Origin of the sequence: Stenotrophomonas sp. SAU14A_NAIMI4_8 (assembly GCF_003086695.1) — a bacterium.
In the GTDB taxonomy this organism is placed as follows: domain Bacteria; phylum Pseudomonadota; class Gammaproteobacteria; order Xanthomonadales; family Xanthomonadaceae; genus Stenotrophomonas.
Map to the genome: position 1 here is coordinate 3093305 of NZ_CP025999.1, position 15483 is coordinate 3108787.

Sequence of the window (15483 nt, forward strand, 5' to 3'; positions counted from 1 at the left end):
CGCACCCCGGCCGCAATTCGGGGCACCCCCTACTCCTGAGCATAATGCGAGGGGAAAATCCGAAGATGCGCTAGCGCCCCATTCATTCAATACAGCTTTCAATCTAGCACAGGAATGAAGGGCTTTGCGACGTCGGCGCCCTCGATAACATGATGAGGAAATACTTTACATAAACTATTACGCCCTGGAGGAGCCTTCTAGATGGTGACGCATGGCTAGGATTGATTCACAAGCATCGACCATAGGGATCCAGGAGCAGATCCAGAAAGAGGCGATGAAAAGGGCAGGACGTATGCCAGCCGTCGGCTGGCGTCATCTGCTCGGGACGATCTGATCACGACTGGCCTCACTCCGTAACGAAGTCTGATCACACCGCTGGCTGACCGAACTGCCACCAACTCCGCAATGGCACGACCCACTCACCTCTGCTTCTAAGGACTCAAATAGTGGGGACGCTTCAATAGCTTTCCGGTGTGCGAAGATGCAACCTTTTGATCAGGGTATGATCTTGAAATCTCCGGGAGAGATTGCATAGAAAACGTTGCCGTCGCATCGTGCGCGAACCCGTGCGCGCGCAGTGGCCGCCACCAGGGCCGGCACCACTACAACAGCCTCGCCGATGTTTGGCACAGCCACGGCTAATGGCGCAGGGAGATAGTGATAGCCACCATCCACGGATAAATCAAGACTGACCGTACTGCAGTTTATCGGTGCGGCCGCCGTCCCAGCTACTTGCCAACGTACCCATTGCAACTCGCCCTGCGTCCAGCCTACATCGGCCAGCGGTTGTAGCACGGAGAATGGCTGACCGGTATCGACCACCCGAACAGTTGCATCAGCGCTGTCGGTGCGGCCCTGCTGGTCACGAACAGTTAGGCGGAAATGCAAGTCACGACTGGTCTGTGGATATGCCTCACCTGGTCCCAGTGACTGCTCGCCGAGGATCGCGGCCAATCGTGGAAAGCTGCGATGACTGCTCGACTGCGGTGGATAGCTGCGGAAGATCGGCCGCAGTCCGTCATCCTGCAGCTCCCCAAACTGCACGCTACCGGCGTCCATCTGCTCCCAGGCGTAGCGCAGCTTTGTACTTGGTGCGGCATGCGGAACCTTTGCATCTAGCTGGAATGGCGTACGCGCAGGAATCGTAGGCACTGACGGAACTGAGGTGGGATCGATCCACGGAGCCGGGCCTGGATCGATGCGCCTGACCGCACAATGCCCCCCGCGGGATCCCAGCCAGCTGTTGATCTGCGCCAGGTTACCCGCATGGAAATAGGCGTCGCTGAGGCTCTGCAATTGATGGCTTGGATCACGGCACAGCGTCGTGGCATAGCCCATCACCGTCGAGCCACTGCCCGGCTCAAAGGCAAACTCCTCACGAGCAGCAGGATTGTCTTCCCGCCCACATCCGTTGGCGGTATGCCAAGCACCAAACTGGTGACCAAGCTCATGCGCAACGATCAATATGGCCACAGGGTCGTTTACTGGATCCGGATGAATCGACCACGCCGCTCCCTTGTCCGTGCCTATGGACTCACCCGCAGCGGCGACCACACAGCTATTGCCAGTCACCCCGCTACCTCCGATGCCTCCCTCAGCCCAATCGGCGGCAAGCAGTAGATGCCCCACATCGTAGCCTTCCTCACCAAGCTCGCGGCGCAGAAGTTCGACATTGGCACGGAAGAAAGCCTGGTCGAAGTCGGGCGGAAACTGATCGAGAATCTTCTCGAAAGGATCGCTGCTCGGGTCAGTCAAGACCAACCGGTCACTGGCCTCAACCAGCGTGAAATGGACACCGAGATCGGTCTCATAAATCTGATTGATCTGGTTGACAGTGCGCATCACCCCGAATAGACCATCCTCGGCATTGCCTCCGAACAAGGCGGTGTAGGCGCTGCCAGCAACCACCGCAATGCGGAAATCATGACGCAGGCGGGCGGCAGAAGAAGGAGCGGGCTTCTCGCCGAGGTGACTGCCGCCTCCAGTGCCCAGCAGTTCCAGCAGTGGGCGCTGCTGCGTCAGCATTGATGATGCCGCCATCGGCCGGCGTGACACGCTGTACAGCGAGGATGACGATGTCCGAGGATCAGCTTGGATCGACCAGGAATAACCGTCGTCCCAAACCTTGGCAGTAAACTGGTCACTGGACAGATCCAGCCGGACCTGGCGCCCGGAGGCATCTTCACCGCGCAAACTGCGCAGATGCGGATACCGGCGCGCCAGCCCAGGCGGCAACGTGCCCGCGTCCTGTAACCGGAACTGGCTCCAGCCGCCCTCGGGCAGCGGCAAGGGCAGCGACACATCTGCCGAAATCATCCCATCAGGCCCTGGGACAACCTCAAGAAGTGCATGCAACCGCCCAATATCTAAGCGGTAGACCAGCGGCTCGCCGTACACCCGCCGCATACTGGGCTGTGGCCGCCAAATCTCCTTCATCTCAGCCGCCATCGGCGTCGTGCCGGCGACACGGCCAGATGCAGCCAACAGTAGCAGTATGCTGGGAATCGCGAACGCCCGCGACCTAGCCCTTCCCGCCCCATCTATTATCTTCAATGCCTTCATCAGGACATCCAGCACGTGTCGGAACGATGTACGTCCCAGTAACAATGATGCTAGCCTGCCCATGGCATCACGCGACGACTACCGACAGTCATTCACGCGCTTTCTGCGCAAAAGTTGGCAGAGGCGCTTGGAAATGACACGGAATGTCGCATTTGAACCTTGCACGCGACACAGACCTCGATGAACAAGTTCGATTTACGTGCCGAAAACGACGCGCCATCCCGATTACCTCGTTCCCATATCCAAGCGACTCAACCTTTCAACGGAAGCTCGACCGAAGCTGGAAAAGTCGATGTACTGATGCCGTCTCCAGTCGCTGACCGTAGATCCATCGAGATACAGATGTGGCACTTTTTGACGATCAAAGCGCCGCTCGCACGGTGCATTTTGATCTGCACCGAAGGGCTTTATCGCTCGTACTGACGCCGCCGCTACTGCTGCAACTGCCACCAATACCAGTACTGCAACCATCCTTACCCCTCTGTATGGTCACATGCCCCAAGCCCGACCAGCTACAGCACACGTGCAACTGGGCACCGATTCAGGCTGACAATGGTTGCAGGTTACGGCTCCACTCGTTGCTCTGCCATCGAACGAAACCAAGGCAGTGCAGAAGTTGCGATTCCAATTCGCTGTAAGGAAGGGCTGAATCGAGTCTCGCGCGGAGTTGTCGGTATGCCCGCAATGCGCGCTCCCGCAACGCGCGGCAATCCTCGATAGCATTGCACAGCGCCTGCAAGAACGGCGTCACGCGCCTCCTACAGCAACAAAGGCCACGAATTCTATCCTGAGCGTGCCTTTCGCGTTAATGTGTCGCTCGGCAGCGCGACTGCCATGAACGCTGTTTGCCCGCCACAAATGGACAATAACGATGACGCTCCCCGACCCTAGTTCCGTGGCATGGCCCTTCCTGGGTCGCACTACAGCGGCGACGCTACGTCATCTAAGCTCGTTGAGGGTGGCGGCACTGCTGTTGGGATGCGCACCTATGTTCGGAGTTGCTTCGCCAGTGCAGCTGACCCAGGCGGAACGGGACTGGATAGAGGCACACCCAGTGATCCGAGTAACCTCCGATGCACAACTTGCACCACTGGAGTACGTGCGGGACAACCAGCTTGGAGGACTTTCTTCTGATTATCTAAACCTAATCGGTGAACGCACCGGGCTGCACTTCCAGTTCACGCACGCCAGCGACTGGAACTCGGCACAAAGCGCGGTTACTTCAGGCCAGGCCGACATGCTGGTGAATGCAATGGAGGAGCGCCTCTCCCCAGCCACCGTAGAAGCCGTTCAGCTGTCGCGCCCTTATCTGACTGCATACAGCGTGGTCTTCACCAAACAGGACCATCCCAGTGTCTGGACCATGGACGACTTGGCCGGCAAGCGGGTGGCAGCCCGAGACCAAGGTCAGTACTCGGACGTGCTGCAGAGAAACTATCCTTCTATCAAGGTTGTGCCGGTACGCACGCCGCTGGATGCATTCCGGATGGTTATGGATGGAAAGGTGGATGCGGCCATGGGAACGGCAATGACTTTCGCACCGTTCATCGCCCGTCGAGATGACAGTGATTTGTACATATCACACCCACGCATCACGATGGCGATGACCGCGCACTTCGCCACCCGCAAGGACTGGCCACAGCTGCACTCAATTATTGAGAAGGCAATGTCCTCCATCTCCACAAAGGAGGAGTCAGAGTTGCGCGAGCATTGGCTTCGGAGCGAGGATTTCGGCGCCCCGACATTGAAGACGGTCCTCCAGTACAACTGGCCATGGGTTGTCGCCGTTGTCCTGTTGATCATCATGTTGGCGATCGCTACTCGGTGGGCGATGCAGGCGAGACGCACGGCAATTGAGGGCGAGCGCGTCAAGGCCCGCTTCTTGGCAACTATGAGCCATGAGATCCGCACTCCAATTAATGCCGTGTTAGGGGCCATCGAGGTGCTTGCAGATCAAGCCACGCAAGGGCGTCAGCAAGAACTCGCAGCGACCGCAGAGCAAGCGGCCGAAGCGTTGATCGGCCTACTGGATAATGTCCTAGACCTCTCCAAACTGGACGAGGGCAAAATGCAGCTGGAGAAAGTTCCAGTTGAGATCTGCGGGTTGGGCCGAAACGTGGCTTCGATCTTTGGCGGGGAGCTACGGAAGCGCGGTATCGAACTGGATGTCGATCTGCCCGAACACGCTACCTGGCTGATGCTGGATCCTACCCGGCTACGCCAGGTGCTGCTGAATCTACTCGGCAACGCTCGCAAGTTTACAGAGCGCGGCAGCATCACATTGGCGATCAGCGTAGCGCTTGAAGGGACTAAGACCTGGCTGCATTGCGTGGTTAGCGACACCGGGTGCGGCATTCCCGCAGCGCTGCAGTCCCACATCTTTGATCCGTATACCCAGGCAGATGGCAGCGTTTCACGGCGGTACGGGGGAACCGGACTTGGGCTGGCAATCAGCAAGGAATTGGTAGTGCTGATGGGAGGCCGCATCGAGCTATTTAGCGAAGAAGGTGAAGGCACCACAGTCTGCTTCCAGATTCCGGCAGAGCCGGCGGAGGAAGCGCCGACGAACGCCGCGACCAATGCCATTTCCGGCATTCCCCGCCTGAGCGTGCTGATCGTAGATGACCACGCTCCCAATCGCTTGGTGCTTAGCGAGCAGCTAGCGCGACTGGGGATTGACGCTGAGGTGTCAGATAGCGCACAGGCCGCGCTCGCACGACTGCACGAAGACAGGGCGCTTCCCGACATAGTTCTGATGGACTGCTTCATGCCTGAAATCGATGGCTACGAGGCTTGCCGGCTGATCCGTCGCTCCGGAATCGCCGGTACCGATAGGCTGCCAGTAATTGCCATATCAGCTGCCACCGACGCCACTCACTTGAAGCACTGCCAAGATAGCGGCATGAACGGCGTGCTGAAGAAGCCGATTCGTTTGGTTGAGTTGCGAGGCATGCTGGCACTCTGGAGTGCAGGTGCAGTGGAACCAGGGAACGACGCCGCGAGTGACGCACTGCAGCGCCAGGTGCAAGAGGAAATGGGCGTTGATCTGTACCAGCTGCTGGCCCGCGATGTAGCCGAGCTACTCACCCACCTACAAGAAGCTGATCGGCGGCAAATAGAGCTTTATGCCCACCGCCTGCATGGCGCGGCTGGATTGATCGGCAAGCACGCCCTGGCGGCGGTGGCCGCAGAAATTGAGCGAGACCCCATGAGCAATCGCAGTGGCGCTATCGAGAAACTTTCTGCATTGCTTAAGGACCTTGAATGACCATCATCCACACGTACTTGAGCGGAAGCGGATTGACGACGCGACCTCAGTCACCAACCTCTATCCTTACCCACCGAATGCTTGAACAATGGACCTGACTACAGCGTAAGCTCGCCATTGCTGAGAAACACATGCAACTCTGCGTCCGTCTTGAGACCTAGCTTACGCATTCCACTAATTTTCTGATGGCTTATGGTGGCCACGCTTCGCATCTGCTGTACGGCGATCTCGCCAACCGTACGATGCGCCGCAATCTGCCGAAGCACATCAATCTCACGGGGGGAAAGTTGACTAACCCCTTTGACACGCTTGCCCGCCGGGCTAGCTGCAAGCACTGACTTGAGCGATTGGCCTATATAGGACTTGCCGCGAGCTGCCGCATTGATAGCGTGAGACAACTCATCCATCCCTGCATTCTTGTTCACAATGCACCTGGCACCAGAAGCAACGACCAGCTGCAGCAATCTCGAGTTGGCACTTACAGTCAATAGAACGATGCCAACTGACGGATACTTTCGGTGAACCGCATCCAGCATTGCTAGGCCATCAGGTTGTTGACCTGGCATGGTCAGATCGGTGACCAGGACATCGCACTGTTCGCGCCCCAGCATCCCGATCATCTCCTCTGGCGTTGCAGCTTCACCAACAACGATGGCCGTTACGTCGCGATTGATGATCTCTCGCGCTCCTGCGCGGACAACAGGGTGGTCATCGGCGATGATCACGCGCGTACTCACTGGTTCCACCATGGTCCTCACTACAAGAATTGTTATATATCACAGGCACCCGGCTGTGTACGGAACAGATGAGGGCTGAGCGGGCCTGAAAAAGTTCGACTCGCTTAGCATGCTTAGCCATGACCCCCAATCAGCTGGGCAATTCCGGTGACGGACTGTAACTGCAGTTGACGGAATGCACTGCAGCGCTTGAAACCAAGCACTGCTGCGGTTCCTATGCGGTATGGGAACGAGTTACTGAGCGCCCCCTAGTACTCACAAACGGCAAAATTAAGACCCTGGGTAACACGCGTTGGATAGCAATGCCACCGCGAACAATCCACCCGTGCATATGCCATTCGCCGCTCAGAATGAGCAAAGCCATCAGGCGCACTTACAGCAGCTGCCCCTACCGTTCACGGCACGACCAATGACTTGGATCGCAGTACTAGCACACTGGGCATCCAATGCACGAAAGCACCCAATCCATCACGGCGAACGTCCAATCCCAGAGGCTGACGCCTCGTGCGCCGCTGGGCAGCGCGACCCTGCTGAAGGCCGATAGAAGGGCAATCTTCGCATACTGCGGGCGACCATCATCACCCGCATGCAACGGGACCGCCCAAATGCCCTTGTTCTGAAAGCTGCGTCCAGCCTTGCCCCCTCTACTGCGGATCGTGATCGAGCTGCTACCGATGATCTCCGATCAAGGATGCGCTTGGCTACGCAACTAATTGCAAAGTCTATCCGCTCGGAGGATGTGGAATCGGATCAACGCTCGTTCTTCGACCAATCACATCGGCTGCCAGCCTTCCGGGCCACGTCCAGGGAACTTTGCAACTTTATTCATTGCCCCGCCACTTTGAACCCCTAAAAATCTCAACCAGTCCTGCAGAACAATAACGCTCTGCCCTCCCCCTACCGTTCTGCACCCCAACGAAACCACATGCTCACCATGAAACGCGCACTGGCCATCGGCGCTCACCCAGACGATATTGAACTAGGCTGCGGCGGAAGCATCGCCAAGCTCGCTAGTTCTGGAGTTGACGTTCACGCGTTGATTCTCTCCATGGGCCGCGAAGGCGCCACAGGATCGTTCGACCGTGCACAAGAATCGCATCGCGCCCTAGTTGCGCTTGGCGTCAAGCAAGTCCGGCAGTGCGACTTCCGCGATACGTCGCTACATCAGGACCTTGCAAGCATCATCAAGGAAATCGAGGAAGCCGTCCGCGCGATTCAGCCGGATCGGGTCTATACGATGTTCCAGGGTGATCGGCACCAGGATCATCGGACGACCTTCGAAGCAAGCATTGTCGCATCTCGAAATGTCCGGCAGGTGCTGTGCTACGAAACGCCCAGCTCGTGGCCAAACTTCAGTCCGACGATCTATGAGGATATTGGCCCCCAACTTGAGCCTAAGATCGACGCGCTGCGCCTGCACCGGAGTCAGTGCGACAAAAGTTATATGCAGAAGGATCAGATCCGCTGCGCCGCAGCGTTTAGGGGGCAGCAAGTGGGCTGCGGCCCCAGCGAGGGTTTCATTCCATACCGGATGGTATTCGAATGAAGACCGTCTTCTTCTTCGCCATGTGCGTGCTGATCGGGATCGTCCTGATCAAGCGCCGACGCCAGAGGCCCAGCCCGCATCTTCACAGCGTGGACGCCATTGTTGCGGCCTACAACGAAGGGCCGTGCCTGTCCGACTCGTTGAGGAATTTGCTCAGTAATCGCTACGTACGCTCGGTCATCTGCGTCAACGACGGCTCCAGCGATGACACAGGAGAGGTCTTGGATCGGCTTGCGGCCGAGTTCCCCGACCGACTCATAGCCGTCCATCAGAGCAATACCGGCAAAGGCGGCGCACTCATGCATGGCCTTAAGTATGCACGCGTAGAGCAGGTATTCCTGACAGATGCCGACACGTTGGTTCTCCCCGACGGGGACGACCTAGGCTACCTGCTGGCCGAAATTGAAGCCGGCGCGGACGCGGTCGGTGGCATTCCCTCCTCCAATCTGCGGCGCGCAGGTGTACTTCCTCACATCCGGGCGAGCCTAAAGCTGCCCATGATCGTGCTAAAGCGCTCACTCCAACAACTGCTAGGCGGTGCGCCCTTTATCATTTCCGGGGCTTGCGGCATGTTTCGGACCGAGGTGCTGCGCTCAGTGGGCTTCAGTGACCGCACAAACGTTGAGGATCTCGATCTGTCGTGGTCCCTCGTTGCGAAGGGATACCGCGTTCGGCAGTCCAACCGATGCGTAGTCTATCCACAAGAGTGTAACTCCATCGGGGAAGAATGGCGGCGATGGCGGCGATGGATCGTGGGCTACGCAGTCTGCATGCGCCTGCACCGGAGGCTGTTGCTCACCCGATTCGGCCTCTTCAGCATCCTCCCAATGGCGCTCGTGGTTGTTGCAGGGGTGGTGGCCATGGCCTTTACGTGGAGTGGTGCCCTCCAGGCCCATGGCCCCTTAGGCGTGCTCACCGCACTTCTTCCGCCGCTCTGGGTTGGGATCGCGATGGGGCTTGGAGTGCTGAGCGCCATCCACCACCGACGGCCGATGCTAGTGCTGACGTCCTCAATCGCCGTGCTCTACGTGCTATTGGCCTACACGATCTGGCTCACCCACGGGCTCAGAGGCCTGTTCTCAGGTCGCGAACCGCTTCGCGATAAGCCGACGAGGTATCGCAATGTGGTGGAATGATGTTCAGAACATTGGCAACACACTGCTTGGACTTAGAAGCGACATAGCGCCAAGCGCAAGCGTAGCTCCCACCGCCACGATCGTTGGCGAAGTCGAGATTGCAGACGGCGCGAGGATCTGTCACGGCGCTTACATTCTCGGTCCGGTGAAGATTGGGAAAGACACCGTCATCGGCAATAACTCCCTCATTCGCGGCCCTGCAGTTCTGGGTAACGACTGCCAAATCGGCTTCTCCAGCGAAGTGAAGAACGCAATCATCGAGTCGGACTGCAAGATCGGCCCGCAGTGTTTCATCGCAGACTCAGTCGTCTGCCGCGGCTCATATCTTGGCGCTATGGTCCGCACGAGCAACCACCGATTGGATGGCAAACGAGTGTCGGTGATGGTCGGCGACGAGCTCGTTGACACGGGCATGGAGAAACTTGGCGCCAAGATTGGGAATCATGCATCCCTCGGCGTCCAAGTCGTGACTCTGCCCGGCCGGGAGGTAGCACCTCGAACCATCCTTGGGCCACGGATTACTGTCCAGCGCAACCTGCCGCCTGGACGCTACCAGCTCACCCAGCGCATCGAATCATACTAACCAAAGCTGAGCCCTTCATGCCCTATTTCAAACTGCACGGCGCAGCCGTCCTGATCGCCGCATCATTCAGCGCCCAAGCCGGCACCGAGTTGGTTTCTGCCAATACCCACATCGAGCACACCGATTACTCGGACGGCCGTGGAAAACGAGACGTGGTAACTCAGGCTGTGGTCGGTGACGTTGCCGGACACCGAGTTGTCGTGGATCTTTCGCACGGGCGCCGGGAATATGCCGACTCGACCTACAATGGCACCAAGTTCGATGCGTACCTGTATCAGCAGTGGTCCACTAGGTGGAGCGGTCGCTCCCAGATTTCCATCTCCACCGATGATCCCGTGTTTGCCAACCGCATCTTTGGTCAATCGCTCAACCTGAAGGTCGGCAGCAAGGTCCTCCTTCATGCCAGCGGCCGCTATACGGAGTACTTCGGAAACGTCCGCTCCCGTGCTTGGTCTGGTGGAGCGTCATACTATGCCGGGCAGTGGGTTGGCAGCTACCGCTACACGTATCATGATCTATCGAACCGCGACAGCGGGGGAAGCCATTTGGCTTCCTTGCGCCGACGTGACAGCGATGGCCATGGAAGCACACAGCTCTGGCTTGGCCACGGGAGGTCGGCGGCACTCTATGAAGCCATGCCGGGGATGGATGGGAGCAGTTCAACCAGCATCAGCATTCGGCGTTCGCAGCCGATCACTTCGCGCTTGAGCGCTGACCTGACGATCGGACGTGCATGGTTCGACGATGCCAACGGCGGATACCGCAGCGGCACCGCAAGGATCGGCTTCAACTACCGCTGGTAAGTGCAGGTTGCGGATCAATCCACCGGTGATCTAGCTACGGGCAATGAATTCTCAGCCGCACGATGCTGCATCATTCCGTCTTGGGAGCGATGCATTCATGAGTCTTCCTTCTTCGCCAGCAAGGAATTGCCGACCCAGGCTGGCGCCCTAGCGCCAGCCGCTGAAGATGTCTTAGCTTAACCGTGAACTCACTCAGGACCGTACTCTGATGCCACGTCTTTGCATCTCGACGGCTTGCCAACGTCTTCTGAGCGGCGGCTTGATCTCCTCTGCTGCTTTGTATAGCGGCTCACTCCGGTGCCAACGGCGGAGCAAATTTGATCTACCGCCAACCCGTTCCTGGAGAGCTCGTCGACCGCAGCATGGCTAGTGGGCGCTTACTTCCCGGCCACCCCTCTGAACACGAGGATGCTGCAATGCGAACCACGGCTCTACTCCTCTCCACGCTACTCGCTCCAGCTTCTCTGACACCGATCGAACCAATTGAGGCCGATCAGTTGTTCGAAATCGCCCCATATGTCGATTCTGTGGCAGCGACGTTCATGGACCGGTATGCGGTACCCGGAATGGCAATTGCCGTGGTCAAACGCGGGCAACGAAGAATATTCAGCTATGGCGTCGCGTCGAAGGAGTCCGGAGCTCCCGTGACGCCCGATACGCTCTTCGAACTGGGATCCATCAGCAAGACCTTCACCGTCACTCTAGCGACGTACTCCGAGGCGCGCGGGAAGCTCTCGATGGACGGCACCGTCGGCAAACACCTGCCGGCGCTGAGCGGTCGCCCGATTGGGCAGATCCCACTGTGGCAGCTGGCCACTCATAGTGGCGGCGGCTTCCCATTGCAGTTTCCTAATGGGGTCCGGAGCGAGCGCGATGCCATGCGCTACTACCTGGATTGGAATCCCTCCTATCCGGGTGGTGTACGTCGAAGCTACGCGAATCCGTCGATTGCCCTGCTTGGAGTGATAACAGCGGAGTCCTTGGGGCTGAGCTTCGAGCACGCCATGGAGGGCGTCCTCTTTCCGAAGCTGGGCCTGACGGACACTTGGCTTCGCGTGCCCATGGAAGGCCGCAAGTTCTATGCCCAGGGTTACAACCCTGCCGGCATCCCGGTCAGACTGAGCAAAGGGCCCTTAAGTGATCAAGCCTACGGCATTCGATCTACCGCACGCGACCTTCTGCGATTCGTTGAACTGAACATCAGCCCAGGTACCGATGATCCTCTGCTTGACCGTGCTTTGCTCAAAGCCCAAGTCGCACGATTCAAGGTGGGCCCCATGTTCCAGGATCTAATCTGGGAGCAGTACCCCTACCCCATCGCTGTTGAGGCTCTGGTGAAGGGCAACTCCGATGACATGGTCTACAACGTCAATCCCACTATCCCCATCACAACCGACGTTTCGCAGGGGGAGTGGCTACTGAATAAAACAGGCGGCACATCAGGATTCTCAAGCTACGTTCTATTCGTTCCATCACGGCAGCTAGGGATCGTCATATTGACGAACAAATCCCATCCGAATGAGGGGCGCGTTCGTTTGGCCTACGCGCTACTCCAGCTTTTGGACCGCTTACCTCCTCCCTGACCTCATCCAACTCGGATGCAACTATGCAACCTGTTGTATTCCGCAAACGCGCAATTGATGCGCACCATTGGAGCGCCAAACCCTCACATTCAGGCACCGCAAATTACCGTACTTGGAGGAACTACAATGGATAGCAAGACCGCCAGAAGCAAGCAACGTGTCGACACGCCGGCAGGCATACAGTCGGTCGACAGCGATATCCTCCTGCATGCGATGCGCGGCCACATCACCGCCCTGGATCACGCTGTCCGTCTCTTGATCGCAGCCTCCCCTGAGCGAGAAGTCCTCCAAGACGCTTGGCGCTGCGTGGTTGAAGATCTGACCAATGGACACTCGGCAGACCCCAATCACTTTCCGAACGCTTTCAAGCTGGGCTTTGATCAATGCACGAATCGGATCAGCTGTCAGCTCCACGCTCGAGAGGAATGATTCACACAAGTCCAGCGCGAGTGCATGAGCCACTCAACATTCAGCGAACTTAGGGTGTCATTACAGCTCACCAAACCAGGTGCCACAGAAGATTCCATTCCTGCTTTTGGTGCACCACTAGGGCTATCGGCTCGGACGGTAGCGTGCTGGCCCCAGACGAATCAGGTCGTCGATAGATGACGGCGACTCGCTATCCACGCTGACAACATCGCCTTCGACATTGTTCATCAGCTGCAGCATGCCCTCAATCAGCAGGTCGTCGCCAAACATCGCGATGGCGCCAATAGTCGGGAGAAGCACGCCCCCGTCGAACTGGATTGCCGCCAAGTGATCTGCGCAAATGACTCACTGGTGCCCCCTACTCTCGCAGAGGGGTTACACCGACGGCTGGCCGAGCTGTCTACTCAACGATTGCCAATCGACAATCGACCTCAGTTGAGTCAATCGACCTTGATTGGGCTACTCCGCGCTGCCCTTCTTGCTCCCACTACAAGTTCGGAAATCTCTTCATTTGAGAAGCCAAGAGCGGAAGTAATGAGGCAGAACTCCAATACATCCATGCGCCTGGAGCCGTTCTCGATGGACGAGATCTTCTGCTGAGGCCATCCCAGGTGAGCTGCCAGCCTCAACTGGCTAAACCCCAACGACATGCGGCGCTCACGAAGCTTACCAACCAAGCGGAGGTACGCGTTCTGGTAGATCGTCTTGGTAGCCATCCGTTCCGCCTCTGGGAGCGGAAGGCAATCTATGGCCGACAGCACTCATACAAGAAAATCATGTAGACGCCACGACTCTGTCTTGCTAGCATCCAGGCTGGCCAATTCGCCGAGGATCGAGTGATCTATGGGCATAGCCAACAGACCCTCCCTACCCCGTGGCCCGAGCTCGACGCCTTAGTCGTATCGCTGGGCCCCTTCTATACATGCGCATGGTGTGCGCTTGAGCGTTCAACGAGGGTTAGCGCTCAGATCTCGCCAGACCCGTCAGTCGTTCGGGATCTACTGACCTTCCTTGGTAGCGCTGGTGTACTTGCACAGTCCATTCCTCGAAGTGATCGGGTCAGGCGCTCGCTCTATGATTCGTTCAGTTGGTCCTATGCTGACGATTGGCACGCTCGAGGTAACCTGGAGGCCGCACTGTGCCAAACGCTGGTTTCGGGCCGCTCTACACTTGAGGCGCACGCGCGCCTCTGGCTGTGGCGGCAGCTGTCTGATCGAGAGCTCTGCGCCTACCTCACCTCATTGCTCCGCAGACATCGGATCAGTGTTCGATGGGTCGATCAGATCATTGCCCAGCAGAAGGAGCATTGGCCTCATCTCAGCCTTGGGCGAAAGCGATATGTCGCCTGGTCATCCGTCCGAGGCGCGGCAAGCCATTACTTAGCCTCGGGCGGAGACGAAGAAGCCGCGATCCGAGTCATGTCCGCAGAAATGCGTAAAAGAACGCACTGGCTCGCCTTAAAGGAAACTGCAGGGGCGCTACAGAAGACAGACTTCTGCTTCATGCCTGACAGCAATTGGCGTCGTCCACTAATGCTCGAAATCACCCTGGAGAGCATCCTACCAATAGGCCCTGACTACTGGCTTGCTCAACTTCCGCAGCTTTGCGAGTGAACTTTAAGGCTCCAGTTGATCAGTACAGCAGATGGATCTTTAGGAGCAACGAACTCATGCCCCAACTCTCTCAACGGCTTCAGCCTTCCATACTTGCACTTGATCTCGAGGGGACACTGATATCCAACGCCGTAAGTCAGATACCTAGACCTGGCCTTCTTCGGTTCCTGGGTGAGATCAAGGATATTTTTAGCCAGTTGGTATTGTTCACAACCGTGCCGGAGCCACAAGTCAGGAATATTCTCTCGCTCCTTGCGGAAGAAGGGGAAATACCGGACTGGTTCAAGTACTCCAATTACATCCAGTGCTTGGGGAGCACGAAGGATCTCCTCTTGGTTTCCCCCCTCCTCGGCACAGCACTTCTTTTGGATGACCACCAATCCTATATTCATCCCGGGCAGGAGAAGTTCTGGATCAAGGCGCCTCTGTTCGCGTCCCCCTACTCTCCCCACGACGATGGGCTTGAAGTTGCCCTGACACGAATTCGAAGGAAAGTATCGATGCTATCTGAAGGCCGCGTCCTCGAGCGCTAGCTGTGCGAGCTCGCCGTTGCCGGACAGGTGGGCCGACGTATCACTTTATTGTCTCAACCCATCTTCCGCTGGACGCAGGCATGATCAAGACCAGTCAATCGCACCCTCTGCAGATCGCCGAACTTCCGATAGGGAACAATGGTGGCGCCGTGGGCATCACATTCGCGCCCGGAAAACAACAAGCGAACGCCAGGACCGGTTCTTGGAACCGAGACATTGATACCGATCTAGCGACAATTTGCTCTTGGGGAGCGAGCCATCTTGTGTCACTGATTGAGCCTTGGGAGTTCGAGGAGTTGCAGATCTCAGAGCTACCAAATCGCGCCACTCTCTTCGGCCTTCAATGGCATGGTCTCCCAATTGCGGACGGCGCGGCGCCCGATGCGGGCTTTCTTCTCGCATGGTCGACCCTAGGCCCCTCGCTGTCAAAGGCCCTACTAGGTGGGAAAAAGGTGGTCATTCATTGCAAAGGCGGGCTAGGTAGAGCCGGCACGGTCGCCTGCATGCTGCTCATTGACAGCGGGGCCATTACCACTCAAAACGATGTCATACGCGAAGTACGCCGCGTCCGCCCCGGAGCACTAGAGACCCTAGAGCAGGAGAACTTCGTTCTCAACTGGGGAACCAAATTTTGATGCCCGTCCCAAGTAGAAATTTTGCACATGAGGACACTGATCCACATGCAAATGC

13 protein-coding genes are annotated in these 15483 nt (G+C 57.6%); 9 read left to right on the top strand and 4 right to left on the bottom strand.

Annotated elements, in window-relative coordinates:
• Positions 1-495: 495 nt before the first annotated feature.
• The gene (locus tag C1930_RS14195; RefSeq protein ID WP_159093612.1) at positions 496-2562 is read right to left on the bottom strand and encodes a reprolysin-like metallopeptidase; all 2067 of its coding nucleotides are present in this window, start codon (positions 2560-2562) and stop codon (positions 496-498) included.
• 1009 nt (positions 2563-3571) lie between these two features.
• On the opposite strand from C1930_RS14195, the gene C1930_RS14200 reads away from it, so the two are divergent.
• Complete coding sequence (locus C1930_RS14200; RefSeq protein WP_199912364.1) at positions 3572-5830, top strand: transporter substrate-binding domain-containing protein; 2259 nt, start codon at positions 3572-3574, stop codon at positions 5828-5830.
• 98 nt (positions 5831-5928) lie between these two features.
• Here the strand turns inward: C1930_RS14200 and C1930_RS14205 are convergent, their stop codons facing one another.
• The gene (locus C1930_RS14205; RefSeq protein ID WP_159093614.1) at positions 5929-6555 is read right to left on the bottom strand and encodes a response regulator transcription factor; all 627 of its coding nucleotides are present in this window, start codon (positions 6553-6555) and stop codon (positions 5929-5931) included.
• A gap of 937 nt (positions 6556-7492) precedes the next feature.
• Between C1930_RS14205 and C1930_RS14210 the strand changes: the two genes are divergently transcribed.
• The 6 genes from C1930_RS14210 (at position 7493) to C1930_RS14235 (ending at position 12647) form a co-directional block, all read left to right on the top strand.
• Positions 7493-8113 (top strand): PIG-L deacetylase family protein, encoded by a 621-nt coding sequence (locus C1930_RS14210; RefSeq protein WP_108772007.1) that lies wholly within the window; start codon positions 7493-7495, stop codon positions 8111-8113.
• The gene (locus tag C1930_RS14215) at positions 8110-9249 is read left to right on the top strand and encodes a glycosyltransferase family 2 protein (protein WP_108772008.1); all 1140 of its coding nucleotides are present in this window, start codon (positions 8110-8112) and stop codon (positions 9247-9249) included. Before C1930_RS14210 ends, C1930_RS14215 begins: the two co-directional genes overlap by 4 nt.
• Entirely contained in the window at positions 9236-9832 is a 597-nt protein-coding gene (locus C1930_RS14220) for an acetyltransferase (protein ID WP_108772009.1), read from the top strand. The genes C1930_RS14215 and C1930_RS14220 overlap by 14 nt, the downstream gene beginning before the upstream one ends.
• Positions 9833-9849: 17 nt before the next feature.
• On the top strand, positions 9850-10635 hold the full coding sequence (locus tag C1930_RS14225) for a YaiO family outer membrane beta-barrel protein (RefSeq protein WP_108772010.1): 786 nt from the start codon (positions 9850-9852) through the stop codon (positions 10633-10635).
• Positions 10636-11051: 416 nt separating this feature from the next.
• A complete protein-coding gene (gene ampC / locus C1930_RS14230) occupies positions 11052-12218 on the top strand; it encodes a class C beta-lactamase (protein ID WP_159093615.1) in 1167 nt (388 codons plus the stop codon).
• 126 nt (positions 12219-12344) lie between these two features.
• The gene (locus C1930_RS14235) at positions 12345-12647 is read left to right on the top strand and encodes a hypothetical protein (RefSeq protein WP_108772012.1); all 303 of its coding nucleotides are present in this window, start codon (positions 12345-12347) and stop codon (positions 12645-12647) included.
• Between the two features lie 123 nt (positions 12648-12770).
• Here the strand turns inward: C1930_RS14235 and C1930_RS14240 are convergent, their stop codons facing one another.
• Positions 12771-12974, bottom strand: a complete 204-nt coding sequence (locus tag C1930_RS14240; protein ID WP_108772013.1) for a hypothetical protein — start codon at positions 12972-12974, stop codon at positions 12771-12773.
• A gap of 113 nt (positions 12975-13087) precedes the next feature.
• Positions 13088-13363, bottom strand: a complete 276-nt coding sequence (locus C1930_RS14245; RefSeq protein ID WP_108772605.1) for a helix-turn-helix transcriptional regulator — start codon at positions 13361-13363, stop codon at positions 13088-13090.
• Between the two features lie 893 nt (positions 13364-14256).
• Here C1930_RS14245 and C1930_RS14250 point away from each other — a divergent pair.
• Together C1930_RS14250 and C1930_RS14255 are read left to right on the top strand one after the other, a co-directional pair.
• A complete protein-coding gene (locus C1930_RS14250; RefSeq protein ID WP_234412669.1) occupies positions 14257-14793 on the top strand; it encodes an NIF family HAD-type phosphatase in 537 nt (178 codons plus the stop codon).
• 80 nt (positions 14794-14873) lie between these two features.
• A complete protein-coding gene (locus C1930_RS14255; RefSeq protein WP_108772015.1) occupies positions 14874-15428 on the top strand; it encodes a cyclin-dependent kinase inhibitor 3 family protein in 555 nt (184 codons plus the stop codon).
• Positions 15429-15483 lie beyond the last annotated feature (55 nt).

Excerpts from the sequence above, each read along its gene's own strand:
- C1930_RS14220 (WP_108772009.1), top strand. The coding sequence starts at position 9,236 with ATGTGGTGGAATGATGTTCAGAACATTGGCAACACACTGCTTGGACTT.
- C1930_RS14195 (WP_159093612.1), bottom strand. The coding sequence starts at position 2,562 with ATGAAGGCATTGAAGATAATAGATGGGGCGGGAAGGGCTAGGTCGCGG.
- C1930_RS14215 (WP_108772008.1), top strand. The coding sequence starts at position 8,110 with ATGAAGACCGTCTTCTTCTTCGCCATGTGCGTGCTGATCGGGATCGTC.
- C1930_RS14255 (WP_108772015.1), top strand. The coding sequence starts at position 14,874 with ATGATCAAGACCAGTCAATCGCACCCTCTGCAGATCGCCGAACTTCCG.
- C1930_RS14225 (WP_108772010.1), top strand. The coding sequence starts at position 9,850 with ATGCCCTATTTCAAACTGCACGGCGCAGCCGTCCTGATCGCCGCATCA.
- C1930_RS14245 (WP_108772605.1), bottom strand. The coding sequence starts at position 13,363 with ATGGCTACCAAGACGATCTACCAGAACGCGTACCTCCGCTTGGTTGGT.
- ampC (WP_159093615.1), top strand. The coding sequence starts at position 11,052 with ATGCGAACCACGGCTCTACTCCTCTCCACGCTACTCGCTCCAGCTTCT.
- C1930_RS14235 (WP_108772012.1), top strand. The coding sequence starts at position 12,345 with ATGGATAGCAAGACCGCCAGAAGCAAGCAACGTGTCGACACGCCGGCA.
- C1930_RS14210 (WP_108772007.1), top strand. The coding sequence starts at position 7,493 with ATGCTCACCATGAAACGCGCACTGGCCATCGGCGCTCACCCAGACGAT.